Source organism: Pseudomonas sp. 18175 (genome assembly GCF_050432925.1).
Classification (GTDB): Bacteria; Pseudomonadota; Gammaproteobacteria; order Pseudomonadales; family Pseudomonadaceae; genus Aquipseudomonas.
This window is the reverse complement of record NZ_JBKFTO010000017.1, coordinates 116304-135651: the sequence shown is the minus strand read 5'-3', so window position 1 is coordinate 135651 and position 19348 is coordinate 116304. Positions and strand designations below refer to the sequence as shown.

The window sequence follows — 19348 nt, the reverse complement described above, 5'->3', positions numbered from 1 at the left end:
GCCATGGATGGCGCGTGGCGGCGGCCCCCCAAATCCATGTCGGATTACGGGCATACCGAGCCTAGGCGAGGTACCGAGTGTTGGGGCAAGAGCCCTTTGCTTACTTTGGGGCTTTTCCAAAGTGAGCCGCCGTAAGGGCGGAACCCTAAGTAGCCGTTACCGCAGCAACGGATATGTACACCAAGCCAACCAACCCAACCCCATCATTGACCATCCCCCAAGCACTGCGTAGCCTTGCACCCTCGAGGTTCTTCAGCCCAGGCCGAAGCTAAGAAGGGAACGCGGTCCAAGCCGCGGCTGCCCCCGCAACTGTAAAGGGTTCAGCTGACTGCCACGCCACTGCCGAAAAGGCGGGAAGGCGCAGTCAGCGTCGGTCGCAAGACCAGCAAGCCCCAAGCCAGGAGACCTGCCTCGCAACCGATTTTCTACTTCAACCGGGCGGGGTGATCCGGTGACGAAATCCGCTGCTGCGCGCCGTCGCAGGGCCTCTCGTCCCGTATGCCCGCCCCCAAGGGCATCCGATGAAAACACTGGCCAAACTCCCCGTCACCATCGTTACCGGCTTTCTCGGCTCGGGCAAAACCACCTTGCTGCGCCATATGCTCGACAACGCCCAGGGCCGTCGCATTGCGGTGATCGTCAATGAATTCGGCGAGTTGGGCATCGACGGTGAGATCCTCAAGCAGTGCTCCATCGGTTGCACCGAGGAAGAAGCCAACGGCCGTGTGTACGAACTGGCCAACGGCTGCCTGTGCTGCACCGTGCAGGAAGAGTTCTTCCCGGTGATGCGCGAATTGGTGGCCCGTCGTGGCGACCTCGACCATATCCTCATCGAAACCTCGGGCCTGGCCCTGCCAAAACCGTTGGTACAAGCCTTCCAGTGGCCGGAAATCCGCAGCGCCTGCACCGTGGACGCGGTGATCACCGTGGTTGACAGCCCGGCCGTGGCCGCTGGCACGTTCGCTGCGTTCCCGGATCAAGTCGACGCCCAGCGCAAACTCGACCCCAACCTGGACCACGAATCCCCACTGCACGAGCTGTTCGCCGACCAGTTGGCCAGCGCCGACCTGGTGATCCTCAACAAATCCGACCTGATCAGCCCGGAAGACCTGGCCCGCGTACGCTTGGAAGTCGCCGAAGAACTGCCGCCAGCCGTCAAAATCATCGAAGCCAGCAGCGGTCGCCTGCCGCTGGACGTGCTGATCGGCCTGGGCGCCGGCTCCGAGGAGCATATCGACGGTCGCCACAGCCATCACGATCATCACCATGAAGGTGAGGATGATCACGATCACGATGCTTTCGATTCGATCTCCATCGACCTGCCCCAAGCCGACGAAGCCCTGCTGCTCGACGCCCTGACCCAACTGGTGGTGCAGCACGGCATCCTGCGGGTCAAAGGTTTCGCGGCGATCCCGAACAAGCCGATGCGCCTGCTGATCCAGGGCGTGGGCACGCGTTTCGACAAGCACTTCGACCGTGCCTGGGGCGCTGATGAAGCGCGCATCACGCGCCTGGTGCTGATCGGTCAGGACTTGGACGCAGCGGGCCTTGAAGCGCAACTGCGCGCCGCGCTCAGCGTTTAACCCATGCACCTGCTCAGGACCCAGCCCGGTGGTTTCGTCTCGGACGACAATATTGCCGACCTTGGCCAAACCCCCGCTGAACTGGTGATCCTGTGCAGCGGCGATTCCAGCCTGGCGCTGCTGGCCGAAGCGGCCCAGCAGTTGCCAGACGATTACCCCAGTGTTCGCCTGGCCAACCCAATGCAGGTGCAGAACCACGCCTCGGTTGACCTGTATGTGGACGAGGTGCTGCGCCACGCCAAGGTCATCCTGATCTCGTTGCATGGCGGCATTGGCTATTGGCGCTATGGCATTGAGCGTCTGGTGGAGCTGGCCGAGCGCGGCGTTACATTGATCCTGGTGCCGGGGGATGATCGCCCAGACCCTGAACTCAGCGGACTGAGTACGGTAAACGCCGAAAGCCGCGACCGTCTTTGGCACTTCCTGCGCCAGGGCGGCCTGGGCAATGCGCTGGATTTCTATCGCTGCCTGGCCAGTAACTACCTGGGCCGCGACTACGCCTGGGGCGAGCCACAAACCCTGCCGCGCACGGCGATTTATCATCCGCAGATAGCCAATGCCCGTCTCAATGACTGGCAAGCGCACTGGAACGCCGAGTTCCCGGTGGCAGCGGTGCTGTTCTACCGCTCCCATTTGCAGGCGGCCAATACCGGCTTTATCGATGTGTTTTGCCAACGCTTGCAGGCGGCGGGCCTTAACCCGTTGCCCATAGCAGTGGCCAGTTTGAAAGAGCCCGGCTGCCTGATGGTGGTCGAGGACTTGCTGGATGAAGTGGGCGCGGCGGTGATCCTCAATACCACCGGCTTTGCGCAGTCCAGCCCCGAAGCGCCGCATTTACGGCCGTTTCGCCGTAATATCCCGGTGATCCAGGCGATTTGTGCCCAGGACAACGAACCCGGTTGGCAGGCCAGCGAACAAGGGCTTGGCCCGCGTGATCTGGCGATGCATATCGCATTGCCGGAGTTGGACGGGCGCATCATCAGCCGACCGATCAGCTTCAAGGACCTGGCATGGCGCAGTGAGCGCAGCCAGTCGGACGTGGTGTGCTATCGCGCGGCCCCCGAACGCATGGATTTTGTCGCCGAACTGGCGCGGCGTTGGGTCGAGTTGGCGAGGGTGCCGAATGCGGATAAGCGCATCGCGCTGATCCTCGCCAACTACCCGACCCGCGATGGCCGTATCGGCAATGGTGTAGGCCTGGATACGCCGGCTGCGGCGTTGAATATCCTGCGTGCGATGCAGGCCGAAGGCTATCCGCTGCCGAACGAGTTGCCCCAGAGCGGCACGGCGTTGATCCACGACCTGCTGGGCGGCGTCACCAACGACCTCGACAGCCTGGACCTGCGCCCGTGCCATCAAAGCATGAGCCTGGCCGACTACGAGACGATGTTCAATCGCCTGCCCGAGCCCAATCGCCAGGCGGTGCTTGCGCGCTGGGGCACGCCCCATAACGACCCGATGTTCCGCGACGGGCGCATGATGATCGCCGGCCTGCGCTTGGGCCTGACCTTTGTCGGTATCCAGCCCGCTCGCGGTTATCAAGTGGATGCCAGCGCCGTGTATCACGACCCGGACCTGGTGCCGCCCCACGGTTACCTAGCCTTCTACTTCTGGCTGCGCCACACCTACGGCGCCCACGGTGTGATCCATGTGGGCAAGCACGGCAACCTTGAATGGCTGCCGGGCAAGGGTGTGGGCCTGTCGGAAAACTGCTGGCCCGATGCATTGTTGGGGCCGTTGCCGAATGTCTACCCATTTATCGTCAACGATCCGGGCGAGGGCGCCCAAGCCAAGCGGCGTACCCAGGCGGTGATCATCGATCACCTGATGCCGCCGCTGACCCGCGCCGAAACCTACGGCCCGTTGCGTAACCTGGAGCTGTTGGCCGACGAGTATTACGAAGCGCAACTGCTCGACCCGCGCCGCGCGCTGGAGCTGCAAAAAGACATCCTCAAACTGGTGCGCGAAACCCGCATCGACCAGGAGCTTGAGCTGGCAAGCGATGCCGACGCCGCCGTGTGGTTGCCGCGCCTGGACACCTACCTGTGTGACTTGAAGGAATCGCAGATCCGCGACGGCCTGCACATTTTTGGCGAGTCGCCCGAAGGCCGCTTGCGTATCGACACTTTACTGGCCTTGCTGCGCATCCCTCGCGGCGATGGCCGTGGCCCGCAATCGAGCCTGTTGCGGGTGTTGGCCAAGGCTTTCGAGCTGGGCTTCGATCCGCTCGATTGCGCCTTGTCGGAGCCCTGGACCGGGCGTCGCCCTGAGGTGTTGCAGAAGATCGACGCGCAGTTGTGGCGCACCGCCGGTGATACCCGCGAGCGTCTGGAGCTGTACGCGGCGCGTTTGATCGAGCACGCTCTGGAAGGGCCGCTGGAACAGTTGGAAGAACCCGGCTGGGAAGATGTGAAGGCCGTGATCGAGAGCCTGCGCATTGTTGTCGCGCCGCGTCTGGATGCCTGCGGGCCTGCGGAAATGCGCGGCTTGCTGGATGCCCTGAGTGGGCGCTTCGTCCCGGCCGGCCCCAGCGGCGCACCGAGTCGCGGGCGCCTGGATGTGCTGCCCACCGGGCGCAATTTCTTCACTGTGGATGTGCGCAACCTGCCCACCACCACGGCCTGGCGCATCGGTTTCCAGTCGGCCAACCTGATTCTTGAGCGGCACCTGCAAGACCACGGCGACCATCTGCGTCAGCTCGGCCTGTCGGTCTGGGGCACCGCCACCATGCGCACTGGCGGTGACGATATCGCCCAGGCCATGGCGCTGATGGGCGTGCGCCCGGTGTGGGCCACAGGCAGCCAGCGGGTGGATGACTTTGAGATCCTGCCGGTCAGCCTGCTGGACCGCCCGCGTGTCGACGTGACCTTGCGTGTCTCCGGGTTCTTCCGCGATGCGTTCGCCAACCTCATCCGCTTGTTTGATGCAGCGGTACAGGCGGTGGCCGCGCTGGACGAACCGGATGATATGAACCCGCTGGCCGCCAAGGTGCGCAGTGAGCGAGCGGCGTTGATCGAGTCTGGCCTGGACGAAGTCGCGGCAGCGAAACAGGCCGGTTGGCGCATCTTCGGCGCCAAGCCCGGTGCCTATGGCGCCGGCGTGCAGGGCGCGGTGGACGGCCGCCTGTGGCAAAGCCGCGAGGATTTGGCCGAGGTCTACCTGAACTGGGGCGGCTACGCCTATGGCGGCTCCGATGAAGGCACCGCCGCCCGCGAGCAGTTTGCCCAGCGCTTGAGCCAGGTGCAGGCGGTGTTGCAGAACCAGGACAACCGCGAGCACGACCTGCTGGACTCCAACGACTACTACCAATTCCAGGGCGGCATGCTCGCCGCCGTGGAAACCCTGAGCGGTGACAAGGCCGCCAGCTACCATGGCGATCATAGCCAGCCCGACTTGCCGAAAATCCGCACCTTGAAGGAAGAGCTGAACCGGGTGATCCGTTCCCGTGCCGCCAACCCCAAGTGGATCGAAGGCGTGAAGCGCCACGGCTATAAAGGTGCGTTTGAAATGGCCGCGACGGTGGACAATCTGTTCGCCTTCGACGCCACCACCGCGCTGATCGACGATCACCAATACGCCTTGCTTGCCGATGCCTATTTGCTCGACCCCGACACCCGCGCCTTTGTGCAACAGCACAACCCCGATGCCCTGCGCGACATGACCGAGCGCATGCTAGAAGCCCAGCAGCGTGGCATGTGGCAAGCGCCTGGGGCGTACCGCGAGGCGTTGGAAAACCTGTTGCTGGATATAGAAGAAGACAGCTGATGACTGATATCCCCCATTTCCCGCTGTCCGCTGTGGTCGGTGCGGATGAGTTGAAGCTGGCGCTGTGCCTGACCGCCATTGACCCGAAAATTGGCGGCGTGTTGATCGAAGGCCCGCGCGGCATGGCCAAGTCCACACTGGCGCGGGGCCTGGCGGACCTGTTGGCCAGCGGGCAGTTTGTCACCTTGCCGTTGGGCGCTACCGAAGAACGCCTGGTGGGCACCCTGGACCTGGACGCTGCGCTGAGCGATGGCCGCGCACAGTTCTCTCCCGGCGTGCTGGCCAAGGCCGACGGCGGCGTGCTGTATGTCGATGAAGTCAACTTGTTGCCTGATCACCTGGTGGACCTGCTACTGGACGTCGCCGCCAGCGGCACCAACCTGATCGAGCGCGACGGCATTTCCCACCGCCACTCGGCGCGTTTTGTGCTGATCGGCACCATGAACCCGGAAGAGGGCGAGCTGCGCCCGCAATTGCTCGACCGCTTCGGCTTCAATGTGGCGCTGAGCGGGCAGACGTTGCCGACCGAACGCGGGCAAATCATCCGCCGACGCCTGGATTTCGACAGCGACCCTGCCGCGTTTTGCGCGCAATGGGACGAGCAGCAAGGCGCATTGCGCGAACGTTGCACCCAGGCGCGGGCGCGACTCGACGGTATCGAACTGGATGATCAGGCTTTGGCACAGATCACTGAGCGTTGCTTCGCCGCCGGTGTGGATGGCTTGCGGGCGGACTTGGTCTGGTTGCGTGGTGCCAGGGCGCATGCTGCCTGGCGTGGCGCCGATGCTATCGCCGAAGAAGATATCGAAGCCGTGGCCGAATTTGCGCTGCGCCATCGCCGCCAGGAGCAATCGCCCCCAGCCAGGCCTCCGAGTGAAGGGCAATCGCCCAACGCCTCCGACACCTCGCCAGGTCAAGGCCAGTGGGGCGATATGCCCGCGGCGGCCCTGCCCACGGGCGTACGCCGGGAAGTCCCTGCCTGGCCAAAAAAGCCCTAGGCATTCGCCCTCGACCTGACGCGGGGGCGGATGCCCGGCCCAACGCGGGGCGATTGGACAGAGGCAGGCAAGGCAAGGCGCGCAGCGCACAGCAGGGTTCGATCAACTGGCCCGGCACCTTGCTCGGTGGTCGGCCGCAATGCCGTGAGGATCTGCTGTTTCATCTGCGCAGCCGCTCGGCCCATGAGTTGTGGCTGGTGATCGTTGATGCGTCGGCGTCGACCCGGCGCCATCGTGCGCTGACCGATGCCAAGGGCTTGCTGGCCCAGTTGTTTGACGACGCCTATCGGCAGCGTGCGCGTATGGCGTTGTTGACGGCCAGTGGCCAAGTGCCGAAATGGCAGGTTCAAGGGTTGAAGGCCGCGAAAGGCTTGGTGGGTTGGTTGGATCAGCTCGGTGCGGGTGGCGGTACGCCGTTGCTGGCAGCGCTTGCCGAGGCAGGGGAGTGGCTGACGGCGCGGCGCAAGCGGTATCCGGCGGAGCAGCAGCGGTTATTGGTGATTACCGATGGGCGGCTCAAGGACATTGGCGGGTTGGCGCCGTTGGAATGTCCGGGCGTGCTGGTGGATATCGAGCGTGGGCCGATCAGATTGGGGAGGGCGCAGGAATTGGCGGTTGGGTTGCAGCTGGATTATCGGCATATCGACCAGTTGTAGTGCCTGTCCCACNTATCCGGCGGAGCAGCAGCGGTTATTGGTGATTACCGATGGGCGGCTCAAGGACATTGGCGGGTTGGCGCCGTTGGAATGTCCGGGCGTGCTGGTGGATATCGAGCGTGGGCCGATCAGATTGGGGAGGGCGCAGGAATTGGCGGTTGGGTTGCAGCTGGATTATCGGCATATCGACCAGTTGTAGTGCCTGTCCCACCGCATTCGCGAGCAAGCCCGCTCCCACAGGGGAATGCATTCCAAATGTGGGAGCGGGCTTGCTCGCGAAGAGGCCCTCCAACCCACTGCAAAAACCTCAGCCAGCCCCCGGCACATTCGGCCAAAGATCCGCCACCAAAAACAACCGCTCGGCTTCTTCCCAGTCCTCACCTACTTGAACCATGCGCACCAATAACTGTGCAGGTGCCATCGGGTCCAGGTCGGCCAGCCAGCCGCGCATCCTTTCCTCGCTCCACACCTCATCCGCCGGGTAATGCGCCGGCGCGAGCCACGCATGGCGCGGCAGCGGTTGCCAGCGCCCCGGTGCGCTAGCGCTGGCAAAGGCTTGCCAATCGCGCTGATGCAACCAGCGGCCGCGCAAGTGCTGTGGATGGGCGCCAGCGGGGCCTTGGGCTTGACCAGGCCAGGGATAGAGCAAGTAGCCGCCCAGCCACAAATGTGCATCGAACTGCTGGATATCCAGGGCCGCCAATGCTTCGCGGCTTTCCGCTCGTGCGGAGATCGGCAACTGATGCTCGGCCAGGTGGGCCAGCTTACGGTCCAGCCGGTCATGACATCCAGGCCCCAGCCATAACGCCGTATTCTGGCCGTTGCCGTCCTGCGGGCCCAAGTAAAGCTTGATGGCGAGTTCCAGGTGATGCACGCCGTCGCGGTCGCGGATCAACATATCCAACTCGCCCAAGGTATGCCCGGCGCGGCGGATCGGCAGGTTGGCGGCGATCAGTTCCACCCCTGGCGCGTGCTGCACCGCAAACTGCCACAACCGCTCGTAGTACAACCCCAGGCGCCGCGTGCGCGCCTGGCTCAGCCAATGCAGCAGGGCGCTGCTGTCCTGGTCCAGGGCTCGCAGCCAATGTTCGAGGGCGTCGGGCGACTGCACCCAGTCGCTGCCGGCCAACGGATGGCGCTGGGGCCAGGGCGTCTGCGCCAGCATCGGCGGCGCGAGCATCACCCACGCCAGGTCGCGCACCTCGGGGTGGCGCAGTTGGCGGGGCAGGGTGTGCAAATCCGGGAACACAGTCATGGTGCGAGCATAGCCGCTTAAAGGCTGTATGGGGCGCTGAGAACCATTGTCATCAAGGCTTCACGGCGACAAAGGATTTTGCCTGGGGCGGCCTTTCGCCCATAATCCTTCTTTTTGCCACACCCCAAATCCCGCAGGAGCCCCATGGAGCAATTTCGCAATATCGGCATTATCGGTCGCCTGGGCAGTACCCAGGTGTTGGACACCGTCCGCCGGCTGAAAAAATTCCTGCTGGAACGCCACCTGCATGTGATCCTCGAAGACACCATCGCCGAAATCCTGCCGGGCCATGGCCTGCAAACCTCGTCGCGCAAGATGCTCGGCGAAGTCTGCGACATGGTCATCGTGGTCGGTGGCGATGGCAGCCTGCTCGGCGCGGCCCGTGCTCTGGCGCGGCATAACGTGCCGGTACTGGGGATCAACCGTGGCAGCCTGGGTTTCCTCACCGATATCCGCCCGGATGAGCTGGAAGTCGAAGTGGCCAAGGTGCTCGACGGCCACTACCTGGTGGAGAACCGCTTCCTGTTGCAAGCCGAAGTGCGCCGCCACGGCGAAGCCATCGGCCAGGGTGATGCCCTCAATGACGTGGTGCTGCACCCCGGCAAGTCCACGCGCATGATCGAGTTCGAACTGTATATCGACGGCCAGTTCGTGTGCAGCCAGAAGGCCGATGGCCTGATCGTGGCCACGCCCACTGGTTCCACCGCCTACGCGCTGTCGGCGGGCGGGCCGATCATGCATCCCAAGCTCGATGCCATTGTGATCGTGCCGATGTACCCCCATATGTTGTCCAGCAGGCCGATTGTGGTCGATGGCAACAGTGAGCTGAAAATCGTGGTGTCCAAAGACATGCAGATCTATCCGCAGGTGTCCTGCGATGGGCAGAACCATTTCACTTGCGCCCCCGGTGACACCATCACCGTGAGCAAAAAAGCGCAGAAGCTGCGCTTGATCCACCCGCTGGACCACAACTACTACGAAGTGTGCCGCACCAAGCTGGGCTGGGGCAGCCGCTTGGGGGGTGGAGGCGACTGATGCTCGATCCCGCGCGTAGCTACGACCTGATTGGTGACGTGCACGGTTGCGCCCATACCCTTGAGCACTTGCTCGACAGACTGGGCTACCACAAGCAGGGCGGCGTTTGGCGCCACCCTTCGCGGATGGCGGTGTTCCTCGGCGATATCATCGACCGTGGCCCGCGGATTCGCGAGGCGCTGCATATCGTCCACGACATGACCGAGGCTGGCCAAGCGCTGTGCATCATGGGCAACCATGAGTTCAACGCGCTGGGCTGGACCACGCCGGCGCCGCCGGGCAGTGGCAAGGAATTTGTGCGCGAGCGCAACCCACGGCATGCGCGGTTGATCCACGAGACCTTGACCCAGTTCGAGCACCACCCGGCCGACTGGCACGACTTCCTCGGCTGGTTCTACGACATGCCGCTGTTTGTCGATGCGGGGCGCTTCCGTGTGGTGCACGCGTGTTGGGATGACGGCTTTATCCAGCCGCTGCGTGCGACCTTCCCGGATGGCTGTATCGACCAGCACTTTGTGCAGGCCGCCGCCGTGCCGGGCAGTTTTGCCTGCAACGCCTTTGACCGCCTGCTGCGTGGCACCGACATGCGCCTGCCCGACGGCCTCACGCTCACCGGCGGCGATGGTCTGACGCGTTCGTTCTTTCGCACCAAGTTCTGGGAAGACGACCCGAAAACCTACGGCGACATCGTGTTCCAGCCCGACGCACTGCCCGAGCCGGTAGCGCGCACGCCGCTAACCTCCACAGAAAAGAATTCCCTGCTGCGCTACGGCGTTGACGAGCCGTTGCTGTTCGTCGGCCATTACTGGCGCAGCGGCAAACCGGCGCCGATCCGCCCGAACCTGGCCTGCCTGGACTACAGCGCGGTGCTGTACGGCAAGTTGGTGGCGTACCGTCTGGATCAGGAAACGCGCCTGGACCCGAGCAAATTCGTATGGGTCGACGTTGAGCGACCTGAGGTTATTAGATGAGTACTGTGGCTGTATTGCGCTTGCCCCTGAGTGTCGACCTGGGGGGCTTCGTCAAATTGCTGCAACGCATGCAAGTGCCCCATCGGGTCAGCGAAGAGGCGGGCGAGCAAGTGTTGTGGGTGCCCGAAACCATCAGCGAGGACGTGCGCGTGCTGTACCAGCGCTTTCCCGCCGGTGACCCGGACCAGCAACTGGACATTCCCGAGCAGGCAACGGTCGCCCGCCCAAGCTTTATCCAACAAGTGCGGTATAGCCCGGTAACGGCGGGGGTGTTGCTTGCCAGCATCCTCGTCGGCGCCCTGACCTTGCTGGGGGAAAACCTGCAAGTCATGGCCTGGCTCACCTTCCTGCCATTTCGCATCATGGGCGAGTACATCCAGTTCACGCCGTTGGCCGACACGTTAGCGTCGGGGCAGTGGTGGCGCCTGGTTACGCCAATGCTGATCCACTTCGGCATCCTGCACCTGGCCATGAACGGTATGTGGTACTGGGAACTGGGGCGGCGCATCGAAGCGCGCCAGGGCAGTATCAACTTGCTCGGCCTCACGCTGCTGTTCAGCCTGGTCTCCAACTACGCTCAATACGCGTATGGCGGCCCTGGCCTGTTTGGCGGGTTGTCCGGCGTGCTGTATGGCTTGCTCGGGCATTGCTGGATCTTTCAATTACTCTCGCCGAACCCGGCTTATCGCCTGCCCCGTGGCGTGCTGGCGATGATGCTGATCTGGCTGGTGCTTTGCCTGTCGGGGCTGGTCTCGATGATCGGCTTCGGTGAAATCGCCAACGCTGCCCATGTCGGCGGCCTGGTTATCGGTTGCCTGACGGGTTTGCTGGGTGGGTTGTACAACCGCCGCAAGTCCTCTCTTTGATAAGGAAGAGCCTTTATGTCCTCTTTTGCTGAAATGATCGAAAACATCACCCCGGACATCTACGAGAGCCTCAAGCTCGCCGTGGAAATCGGCAAATGGTCCGATGGCCGCAAGCTCACCGCCGAGCAGCGCGAGTTGTCGCTGCAAGCGGTGATTGCCTGGGAAATCCAGAACCTGCCGGAAGACGAACGCACCGGCTACATGGGCCCGCAGGAGTGCGCGTCCAAATCCGCTCCCGTGCCGAACATCCTGTTCAAGTCGGATGCGATCCATTGATTGAAATTGGTCGCGGTGCAGTCAGCAAAATGTCGGCGCAACTCGGTGAGCCGACCGTTCAATACGCGTTTCGCCTGGGCGATGTCGAGGTGCCGGTCAACCCGTTGATCGGCAGCCATATTCGCCTGGAGTACTTGGGTGCCATCCATTGCAGCCATTGCGGCCGCAAGACCAAGACCAGTTTCAGCCAGGGGTATTGTTACCCGTGCATGACCAAGCTGGCCCAGTGTGACCTGTGCATCATGAGCCCCGAGCGTTGCCACTATGACGCCGGTACGTGCCGTGAGCCGTCCTGGGGCGAAAAATTCTGCATGACCGACCACGTGGTGTACCTGGCCAATTCGTCAGGGATCAAGGTCGGCATCACCCGCGCTACCCAGTTGCCGACGCGCTGGTTGGACCAGGGCGCGAGCCAGGCACTGCCCATCATGCGTGTGTCGACACGCCAGCAGTCCGGCTTTGTCGAAGACGTTTTGCGCAGCCAGGTGGCCGACAAGACCAACTGGCGCGCACTGCTCAAGGGCGATGCGCAGCCGGTCGACCTCAAGCAAGTGCGCGACGAGCTGTTTGCCTCGTGCTCCGAGGGCTTGAGCGCGTTGCAGGAACGCTTTGGCTTGCAGGCTATCCAACCGGTAACTGATCTGGAACCCATCGAAATCCGTTACCCGGTGGAGCAGTATCCGGCCAAGATCGTCAGCTTCAACCTGGATAAAAACCCGATTGCCGAAGGCACGCTGCTGGGGATCAAGGGCCAGTACCTGATCTTCGACACCGGCGTTATCAATATTCGCAAGTACACGGCCTACCAACTCGCCGTGCATCAGTAAAAGGATGCTAGCCATGCGCACCGAACAACCGAAGATGATTTACCTCAAGGACTATCAGGCGCCGGACTACCTGATCGAAGAGACGCACCTGACCTTCGAGTTGTTCGAGGACCACAGCCTGGTCCACGCGCAACTGGTGATGCGCCGTAACCCTGAGCGCGGCGCCGGCTTGCCGCCGTTGGTGCTCGATGGGCAGCAACTTGAGCTGTTGAGCGTGAACCTCGCCGACCAGGAACTGACGGATGCGGATTATCAACTGACCGACAGCCACCTGACCGTGCAGCCCAAGAGTGAAACCTTCACCCTCGACACCACGGTCAAAATCCACCCGGAAACCAACACCGCCCTGGAAGGCCTGTACAAGTCCGGCAGCATGTTCTGCACCCAGTGCGAGGCCGAGGGCTTTCGTAAAATCACTTATTACCTCGACCGCCCGGATGTGATGAGTACCTTCACCACCACCGTGATTGCCGAGCAACACCGCTACCCCATCCTGTTGTCCAACGGCAACCCGATTGCCAGCGGGCCGGGTGAAGATGGCCGCCACTGGGCGACCTGGGAAGACCCGTTCAAGAAGCCGGCTTACCTGTTTGCCTTGGTAGCGGGTGACCTGTGGTGTGTTGAAGACACCTTCACCACCATGACCAATCGTGAGGTTGCACTGCGCATCTACGTCGAGCCAGAAAACATCGACAAGTGCCAGCACGCCATGACCAGCCTGAAAAAATCCATGCGCTGGGACGAAGAAACCTACGGCCGCGAGTACGACCTCGACATCTTTATGATCGTCGCCGTGAACGACTTCAACATGGGCGCCATGGAGAACAAGGGCCTCAATATCTTCAACTCCAGCGCCGTGCTGGCCCGAGCCGAAACCGCTACCGACGCTGCGCACCAGCGTGTCGAGGCGATTGTCGCCCACGAATACTTCCACAATTGGTCGGGCAACCGCGTGACTTGCCGTGATTGGTTCCAGCTGTCCCTCAAGGAAGGCTTCACCGTCTACCGTGACTCGCAATTTTCTGCCGACATGAACTCGGCCACGGTCAAGCGTATCCAGGACGTGGCCTACCTGCGTACCCACCAGTTCGCCGAAGACGCAGGCCCGATGGCCCACGCGGTACGCCCGGACAGCTTTATCGAGATCTCCAACTTCTACACCCTGACCGTGTACGAAAAGGGCTCGGAAGTGGTCGGCATGATCCACACCTTGCTCGGCGCCGAAGGCTTCCGTAAAGGCAGTGACCTGTACTTCGAACGCCATGACGGCCAGGCCGTGACCTGCGACGACTTTATCAAGGCCATGGAAGACGCCAACGGCGCCGACCTGACCCAGTTCAAACGCTGGTACAGCCAGGCGGGTACGCCACGTTTGGCGGTGAGTGAGTCTTTTGATGCTGCGGCCAAGACCTACAGCCTGACCTTCCGCCAGAGTTGCCCGCAAACGCCGGACAAGGTAGAAAAACTGCCGTTCGTGATCCCGGTGGAATTGGGCTTGCTGGACGCGCAGGGCGCGGGTATTGCCTTGCGTCTGGCGGGTGAAGCCACTGCTGGCGCGACCTCCCGCGTAATTTCCGTGACCGAGGCCGAGCAGACCTTCACCTTCGTTGATATCGCCGAACAGCCGTTACCCTCGCTGCTGCGCGGCTTCTCGGCACCGGTGAAGCTGAGTTTCCCTTACACCCGCGACCAACTGATGTTCCTGATGCAGCACGACAGCGACGGTTTCAACCGCTGGGACGCCGGCCAGCAATTGTCGGTGCAGGTGTTGCAGGAGCTGATCGGCCAGCACCAGGCCGGCCAGCCGCTGAAGCTGGACCAGCGCTTGATCGACGCATTGCGCAGCGTGTTGAGCGATGAGTCGCTGGACCAAGCGATGGTTGCGGAGATGCTGTCGTTGCCAGGTGAAGCCTACCTGACCGAAATCAGCGATGTGGCAGATGTGGATGCTATCCACGCAGCCCGCGAGTTTGCTCGCAAGCAACTGGCCGATCAGTTGTTCGACGGCCTGTGGCTGCGCTACCAGGCCAACCGTGAACTGTCGAAGAAAACCCCCTACGTGGCCGCAGCCGAGCATTTTGCTCGTCGCGCCCTGCAGAACATTGCGCTGTCGTACCTGATGCTCAGCGGCAAGCCGCAAGTATTGGCGGCGACCCTGGATCAGTTCGACACCAGTGACAACATGACCGAACGCCTCACCGCGCTGGCGGTGCTGGTGAACTCGCCGTTCGAAGCCGAGAAGGCCCAGGCCTTGGCGGTGTTTGCGGAAAACTTCAAAGACAACCCGTTGGTCATGGACCAGTGGTTCAGCGTGCAGGCCGGCAGCACCTTGCCGGGTGGGCTGGAGCGGGTCAAAGCCTTGATGGAACACCCGGCGTTCACGCTCAAGAACCCGAACAAGGTGCGCGCACTGATTGGCGCGTTTGCCGGGCAGAACCTGATCAACTTCCACGCAGCGGACGGTTCGGGCTATCGCTTCCTGGCGGACCTGGTGATTCAGCTCAATGGCTTCAACCCGCAGATTGCCTCGCGTCAGTTGGCACCGTTGACTCGCTGGCGTAAATACGACAGCGCGCGGCAGGCACTGATGAAGGCTGAGTTGGAGCGCATTCGTGGCTCGGGTGAGCTGTCGAGTGATGTGTTTGAGGTGGTCAGCAAAAGCCTTGCGTAACCCCCATGGTTTTTGATTCGCCTCTGGCAGCCTACCAGCACGCCATCAACCAGCAAGGCTTCGTCGCGGACGACGCCCAGCGCCGCGCCGTGGAGGCGCTGCAAGTCTGTCATGAGGCGCTGCATCAAGGCCGTTCGCCCATTACCGGTGTGTACCTGTGGGGGCCGGTTGGCCGTGGTAAAACCTGGCTGATGGACCAGTTTTACCAAACCCTGCGGGTGCCTGCTCGGCGTCAGCACTTTCACCATTTCATGGGGTGGGTGCATCAGCGTTCTTTTGAGCTCACCGGTACTCACGACCCGTTACAGGCCTTGGCGCGGGAACTGAGCCGGGAAGTGCGGGTGCTGTGCTTTGATGAGTTGTTCGTCAATGATATCGGCGATGCGATCATCCTTGGGCGCCTGTTCCAGGTGATGTTCGAGCAAGGCGTGGTGATGGTTTGCACCTCTAACCAGCCGCCGGATCAACTGTATGCCGACGGTTTCAATCGTGAACGTTTTTTGCCGGGCATTGCGGCGATTCAACAGCATATGCAGGTGGTGGCGGTGGACGGTGGCGAGGATCACCGTTTGCACCCAGGCGTTGGCCTGCAACGCTATTGGGTCAACCAGCCCGACGCGTTGGCGTTGGTGTTCAAGCAACTGGCCGAAGGGCAGGCGGTCAGCAGTGATCCGGTGAGTGTGGGCCATCGCACAATTGTCGTCGTGCAGTCCAGTGACACCGTGCTCTGGTGCCGTTACGCCGACCTGTGCGAGCAACCCCTGGCCGCGATGGATTTCATGCTGCTGTGTGATCGCTTCAAGGCCATCTTGCTGGGCGAGGTGCCCAACCTGAGTGCGCAAACACGTCCGGGACGGATCGCCCGTGGCACGGAGGACGGCGCCCAGCGTGTGGTCGCCGGTGATCGTGAGTTACCGCAATTGTCGGTGCACGATGACAGTGTGCGGCGCTTCATCGCCTTGGTGGATGAGTGCTACGACCGCAAGGTGCCCCTGTTCATTGAGGCCAGGGTGCCGTTGGACAGGCTCTATACCGAAGGCTACTTGGAGTTTCCTTTCCGCCGTACCTTAAGCCGCCTGAGGGAAATGCAGTTGCAGCGTTTCACTTAATGCGCGGGCGAAACACTCTCGGAATAGTCTGGTAGTGCTTTCACGCGCACATTTGTCGTGAATCTTCTTCATCCGGTAGCGGCACCCCGCTTACAATCGTGACCCTCCCAGGGAGCCGAATCCCTTGTAGTCGTGATCGAGGACGGAAATGGACACCCCAGATATCCTGGTGCTGCAAGCCAGCTACACCAACCCTGTGCACGCCCAAGCCATTGGCCGCGTGCTCAACCATTACGCAGAAGACCCTATGGGCGGTGGGCACAGCCTGCCTCTCGATTTACTGCAGCAACTGCCGGCCGAGCTGGCCAAGCGCCCGCATGCGTTCAGCGTATTGGCCTTTGTGAATGGCGAGCCGGCGGGTTTGGTCAATTGCTTTGAGGGTTTCTCGACCTTTGCCTGCCGCCCGCTGGTCAACGTGCATGATGTGTCGGTGATGAATCAATTTCGCGGCTTGGGCCTGAGTCAGAAAATGCTGCAGAAAGTAGAGGAGATCGCCCGGCAGCGTGGCTGCTGCAAGATTACGCTTGAGGTGCTTGAGGGTAATGAAGTGGCGCAGTCGGCATATCGAAAGTTTGGCTTCGATGATTCAATGTTTGATCCGGCTTACGGAAAGATGCTGTTCTGGAGTAAATCGCTTTAAATAAAAAAGGCGCCATTACATGGCGCCAAGTTGCACATTGCCAACGGAGCGGGATGGCAAGGTGGTTTACGGTTTATTAACTTTTAGGTTGCTGTGTTTCAGGGGCGTTCAACTGTTTTGTCTCAGCGGCAGCCGTTTGTTTGGCTTTCTCGTTGGCGATGTTTTGCATGAAATTGAAGTTGGCGTAGAACGCCTTCGTACGCTCTGAACCGCCTTCGGCGAAGGCGGCGGCAGAGGTCAGGGTCATCAGGCCGGCAAGCATCAGAGTCGAAAGTTTCATCGTCGGTATTCCCATAAAGTGTGATCGGTGTCTGTTCGCTGGATCAGACTCGTGGGGCCGATTATGTGGAGACTTTATTAAATGAAGCTTAAGCGATCGGCCTCGAAACTTAACAATGCTGTTAAGTTTCGAGGCGAGGTCGGGGCGGGTTTTAATACGGATGATTCAGCGCAGGCGCTACAGTGCGGCGTTTGCCGCACCGTGCGCTCTTATAAACTTCGTTGCCCTTGAAATATTTTTTATCAAATACTCGGAGCAGGTTACTTGAGCACCACCTCTGCGGTACCGACAGCTTTCGGCTTGATCATGCTGAAGTCGATCAAAGGCTTGGACTGGCGCAGGTAGGGGTTGCCGATCATCTGCGGGCGCGCCTTGAAGCTGTCGCTCACCAGGCTCTTGCTGCGGTCCAGTTCATTGAAGCTCAGCCCGGCCAGGTCGGCCCAGGTGTGAATCAACTGTGAGCTGCTATAAGGCCGTTGCAAGTCCTCGGCGAATTTCCAGTCGTGGCTTTCGCGCCACTTCGGTGAGGCGTAAGCCATAAAGGGGATGGTGTACATCGGTGCTGTCGGCTTGCCTTCGTTGCGCCCCAGGGTTGCGTGGCCGGCTGAGTCGAATACATCTTCGCCGTGGTCCGACAGGTACAGCAGGAAGCCATTCGGATCAGTCTTGGCGTAGTCCTTGATCAGGCTCGACACCACAAAGTCGTTGTACAGCACTGCATTGTCATAGCTGTTGTAGATCGGCAGTTGGTCGTCGCTGACCCCGGCCGGTACGCCTTGGCGGTCGGTAAATTTTTCGAAGGTCGGCGGGTAGCGATACTGGTAGCTCATGTGGGTGCCCAGCAAATGCACCACGATGAACTTGCGCTCAGCCGGGTCGGCCAGGGCCTTGGAGAACGGCTCCAGTACGTCGCCGTCGTATTGGCGGGCATTCTGGTTGCGGTTGTTGTTCAGGTACACCTGCTCGTCGGCCTGTTCGGAAAAGGTCGTGAGCATGGTATTGCGCTTGGTCATGGTCTGCTGGTTGGTGATCCAGTAGGTCTTGTAGCCCGCTTGTTTCATCACGCTGACAATCGACGGCGTCTTCAAATACAGGTCTGGGTTTTCTTCGTCGGCGAACGTCAATACCTGTTGCAGCGCTTCGATGGTGTAGGGGCGCGGGGTGATGACGTTATCGAACACCGCCAACTGGTCGCGCAGCTTGTCCAGTTCCGGCGTGGTGTTGCGCGGGTAGCCGTAGAGGCTCATGCGCTGGCGGTTGGTGGACTCACCGATCACCAATACCAGGGTTGAGGGCTGGCCGGCCATGCTGTCCTTGAGGTTGGTCAAGGGCTTGATCTGGCTCGCGCTGTCGAGCATGTCCTGCATGTTGTCCAGTTGCTGGGTGTAGCGGTGGTAGCCAACGATCATCTGCCACGGCACGGCCGGCTCGATACGCGCCTCGAAACGGTCGATGGCATCTTCCATCGTGTCACTGCGGGCAATCTGCTTGACCAGCGGGTAGCCGATGATCGCCACCAGGATGGCAGTTGCAGCCAGCAGTGCCTGGCCACGCGGCAGGTACACTGGGCGTACGCGAGTCCATAGGAAAATGGCAAATGCAGTGTGGGCAACAAACGCCAGCACGATCCACCAGGCGAAGTATTGGGTGGCGTATTCACCGGCTTCGGAGATGTTCGACTCGAACATGATGAAGATGACGCTCTGGGAAAACTCCTGCTGGTAGATGAAGAAGTAACCCAAGCTGGCCATCGAGCAGGCCCACAGCACCACGCCAATCAAGGCAGCGAGCAAGCGTGTGCGGCGCGGGAAGAGCAACACCGGCGCCAACCACAGCGCGCTCATGAAGAAGGCTTGGCGGAAACCACTGAAACCGGACGTGCCGCTCAGTTGTATCAGCAGCTGGGTAATGCCCGAGAAGTACCAGAAAAACACGAATAGCCAGCAAAGGCCGGCCCAATCAAAGCCTTTCGCAGACGTAGTGCTGCGTTTGAACATCGCCATCCAGCGCTCCAACCCGGTAATTTTTCAGTCGACGCGCAGGAATGCACGCAACAGAGGCCACCCATGCATGGGGTGGCCCTTGAGGGCGGGAGTATCGGGAAGGCGGTGTGAAAACTTTGTGAGATTTATGTAGGCGTTATCTTACAAAACCATGACAGGGCTCAGCACAGTGCAGGTTGGGCACCGGAAGGCTGGTCCAACTGGGCTTGCAGGAGGTGGGAGCGCAGGCGCAAGACTTCCTGCATCAGCTGTTCGCGCTCGTCTTTGAGCTGGCGCAACTCATCGCGACGGATAGTGACGTAGAGGGTCTGTGGCGGACGGGTCATCTGTGCAGTGCTCATTGCTTACCTCGCAAATAGCCGGTGTGTCGCGGTGTGCCAGAACGCTTGAGTCGAGGTTCTCGGCAGCAGTCG

17 protein-coding genes and 1 riboswitch are annotated in these 19348 nt (G+C 61.4%); of the genes, 13 read left to right on the top strand and 4 right to left on the bottom strand.

Going from position 1 to position 19348, the window contains the following annotated elements; genetic code table 11:
* Positions 1-228: 228 nt before the first annotated feature.
* A riboswitch (cobalamin riboswitch) is annotated at positions 229-428 on the top strand.
* Between the two features lie 93 nt (positions 429-521).
* The 5 genes from cobW to ACLD1Y_RS22110 all read left to right on the top strand — a co-directional run bounded on the left by cobW (position 522) and on the right by ACLD1Y_RS22110 (position 7201).
* Positions 522-1583 (top strand): cobalamin biosynthesis protein CobW, encoded by a 1062-nt coding sequence (gene cobW, locus ACLD1Y_RS22130; protein WP_033902251.1) that lies wholly within the window; start codon positions 522-524, stop codon positions 1581-1583.
* A gap of 3 nt (positions 1584-1586) precedes the next feature.
* Positions 1587-5348, top strand: a complete 3762-nt coding sequence (gene cobN, locus ACLD1Y_RS22125) for a cobaltochelatase subunit CobN (protein ID WP_429479940.1) — start codon at positions 1587-1589, stop codon at positions 5346-5348.
* Positions 5348-6346: an ATP-binding protein gene (locus tag ACLD1Y_RS22120; RefSeq protein WP_429479939.1), complete on the top strand. Its 999-nt coding sequence runs from the start codon at positions 5348-5350 to the stop codon at positions 6344-6346. The genes cobN and ACLD1Y_RS22120 overlap by 1 nt, the downstream gene beginning before the upstream one ends.
* 53 nt (positions 6347-6399) lie before the next feature.
* A complete protein-coding gene (locus ACLD1Y_RS22115; RefSeq protein ID WP_429479938.1) occupies positions 6400-7002 on the top strand; it encodes a vWA domain-containing protein in 603 nt (200 codons plus the stop codon).
* A gap of 37 nt (positions 7003-7039) precedes the next feature.
* Positions 7040-7201, top strand: a complete 162-nt coding sequence (locus tag ACLD1Y_RS22110) for a hypothetical protein (protein ID WP_429479937.1) — start codon at positions 7040-7042, stop codon at positions 7199-7201.
* 108 nt (positions 7202-7309) lie between these two features.
* On the opposite strand, the gene ACLD1Y_RS22105 is transcribed toward ACLD1Y_RS22110, so the two are convergent.
* Positions 7310-8257, bottom strand: coding sequence for a DUF1853 family protein (locus ACLD1Y_RS22105; RefSeq protein WP_429479936.1), 948 nt, complete (start codon positions 8255-8257; stop codon positions 7310-7312).
* 144 nt (positions 8258-8401) lie between these two features.
* Here ACLD1Y_RS22105 and ACLD1Y_RS22100 point away from each other — a divergent pair, with 144 nt between their 5' ends.
* From ACLD1Y_RS22100 to ACLD1Y_RS22065, 8 genes are all read left to right on the top strand, one after another.
* Entirely contained in the window at positions 8402-9292 is an 891-nt protein-coding gene (locus ACLD1Y_RS22100; RefSeq protein WP_003217892.1) for an NAD(+) kinase, read from the top strand.
* Complete coding sequence (locus ACLD1Y_RS22095; RefSeq protein ID WP_429479935.1) at positions 9292-10263, top strand: metallophosphoesterase; 972 nt, start codon at positions 9292-9294, stop codon at positions 10261-10263. The genes ACLD1Y_RS22100 and ACLD1Y_RS22095 overlap by 1 nt, the downstream gene beginning before the upstream one ends.
* Positions 10260-11129: a rhomboid family intramembrane serine protease gene (locus ACLD1Y_RS22090; protein ID WP_429479934.1), complete on the top strand. Its 870-nt coding sequence runs from the start codon at positions 10260-10262 to the stop codon at positions 11127-11129. The genes ACLD1Y_RS22095 and ACLD1Y_RS22090 overlap by 4 nt, the downstream gene beginning before the upstream one ends.
* 15 nt (positions 11130-11144) lie before the next feature.
* Positions 11145-11405, top strand: a complete 261-nt coding sequence (locus ACLD1Y_RS22085) for a YeaC family protein (RefSeq protein ID WP_429479933.1) — start codon at positions 11145-11147, stop codon at positions 11403-11405.
* Positions 11402-12232 carry a DUF2797 domain-containing protein gene (locus ACLD1Y_RS22080; protein ID WP_429479932.1) on the top strand — a complete coding sequence of 277 codons (831 nt, stop codon included), beginning with the start codon at positions 11402-11404 and terminating at the stop codon, positions 12230-12232. Before ACLD1Y_RS22085 ends, ACLD1Y_RS22080 begins: the two co-directional genes overlap by 4 nt.
* A gap of 13 nt (positions 12233-12245) precedes the next feature.
* Positions 12246-14903, top strand: coding sequence for an aminopeptidase N (pepN, locus tag ACLD1Y_RS22075; protein ID WP_429479931.1), 2658 nt, complete (start codon positions 12246-12248; stop codon positions 14901-14903).
* 5 nt (positions 14904-14908) lie between these two features.
* On the top strand, positions 14909-16012 hold the full coding sequence (gene zapE / locus ACLD1Y_RS22070) for a cell division protein ZapE (RefSeq protein ID WP_429479930.1): 1104 nt from the start codon (positions 14909-14911) through the stop codon (positions 16010-16012).
* Between the two features lie 148 nt (positions 16013-16160).
* Complete coding sequence (locus tag ACLD1Y_RS22065; protein WP_429479929.1) at positions 16161-16652, top strand: GNAT family N-acetyltransferase; 492 nt, start codon at positions 16161-16163, stop codon at positions 16650-16652.
* Between the two features lie 76 nt (positions 16653-16728).
* On the opposite strand, the gene ACLD1Y_RS22060 is transcribed toward ACLD1Y_RS22065, so the two are convergent.
* From ACLD1Y_RS22060 to ACLD1Y_RS22050, 3 genes are all read right to left on the bottom strand, one after another.
* Positions 16729-16932 (bottom strand): hypothetical protein, encoded by a 204-nt coding sequence (locus ACLD1Y_RS22060; RefSeq protein WP_429479928.1) that lies wholly within the window; start codon positions 16930-16932, stop codon positions 16729-16731.
* Positions 16933-17192: 260 nt separating this feature from the next.
* Complete coding sequence (locus ACLD1Y_RS22055; RefSeq protein ID WP_429479927.1) at positions 17193-18935, bottom strand: phosphoethanolamine transferase CptA; 1743 nt, start codon at positions 18933-18935, stop codon at positions 17193-17195.
* Between the two features lie 161 nt (positions 18936-19096).
* Complete coding sequence (locus tag ACLD1Y_RS22050) at positions 19097-19276, bottom strand: DUF6026 family protein (protein WP_429479926.1); 180 nt, start codon at positions 19274-19276, stop codon at positions 19097-19099.
* Between the last annotated feature and the right edge of the window lie 72 nt (positions 19277-19348).

Coding starts and splice junctions, on each gene's coding strand:
- ACLD1Y_RS22095 (WP_429479935.1), top strand. CDS start 9,292: ATGCTCGATCCCGCGCGTAGCTACGACCTGATTGGTGACGTGCACGGT.
- zapE (WP_429479930.1), top strand. CDS start 14,909: ATGGTTTTTGATTCGCCTCTGGCAGCCTACCAGCACGCCATCAACCAG.
- ACLD1Y_RS22085 (WP_429479933.1), top strand. CDS start 11,145: ATGTCCTCTTTTGCTGAAATGATCGAAAACATCACCCCGGACATCTAC.
- ACLD1Y_RS22105 (WP_429479936.1), bottom strand. CDS start 8,257: ATGACTGTGTTCCCGGATTTGCACACCCTGCCCCGCCAACTGCGCCAC.
- ACLD1Y_RS22100 (WP_003217892.1), top strand. CDS start 8,402: ATGGAGCAATTTCGCAATATCGGCATTATCGGTCGCCTGGGCAGTACC.
- ACLD1Y_RS22060 (WP_429479928.1), bottom strand. CDS start 16,932: ATGAAACTTTCGACTCTGATGCTTGCCGGCCTGATGACCCTGACCTCT.
- cobN (WP_429479940.1), top strand. CDS start 1,587: ATGCACCTGCTCAGGACCCAGCCCGGTGGTTTCGTCTCGGACGACAAT.
- ACLD1Y_RS22055 (WP_429479927.1), bottom strand. CDS start 18,935: ATGGCGATGTTCAAACGCAGCACTACGTCTGCGAAAGGCTTTGATTGG.
- cobW (WP_033902251.1), top strand. CDS start 522: ATGAAAACACTGGCCAAACTCCCCGTCACCATCGTTACCGGCTTTCTC.
- ACLD1Y_RS22065 (WP_429479929.1), top strand. CDS start 16,161: ATGGACACCCCAGATATCCTGGTGCTGCAAGCCAGCTACACCAACCCT.
- pepN (WP_429479931.1), top strand. CDS start 12,246: ATGCGCACCGAACAACCGAAGATGATTTACCTCAAGGACTATCAGGCG.
- ACLD1Y_RS22090 (WP_429479934.1), top strand. CDS start 10,260: ATGAGTACTGTGGCTGTATTGCGCTTGCCCCTGAGTGTCGACCTGGGG.
- ACLD1Y_RS22120 (WP_429479939.1), top strand. CDS start 5,348: ATGACTGATATCCCCCATTTCCCGCTGTCCGCTGTGGTCGGTGCGGAT.
- ACLD1Y_RS22050 (WP_429479926.1), bottom strand. CDS start 19,276: ATGAGCACTGCACAGATGACCCGTCCGCCACAGACCCTCTACGTCACT.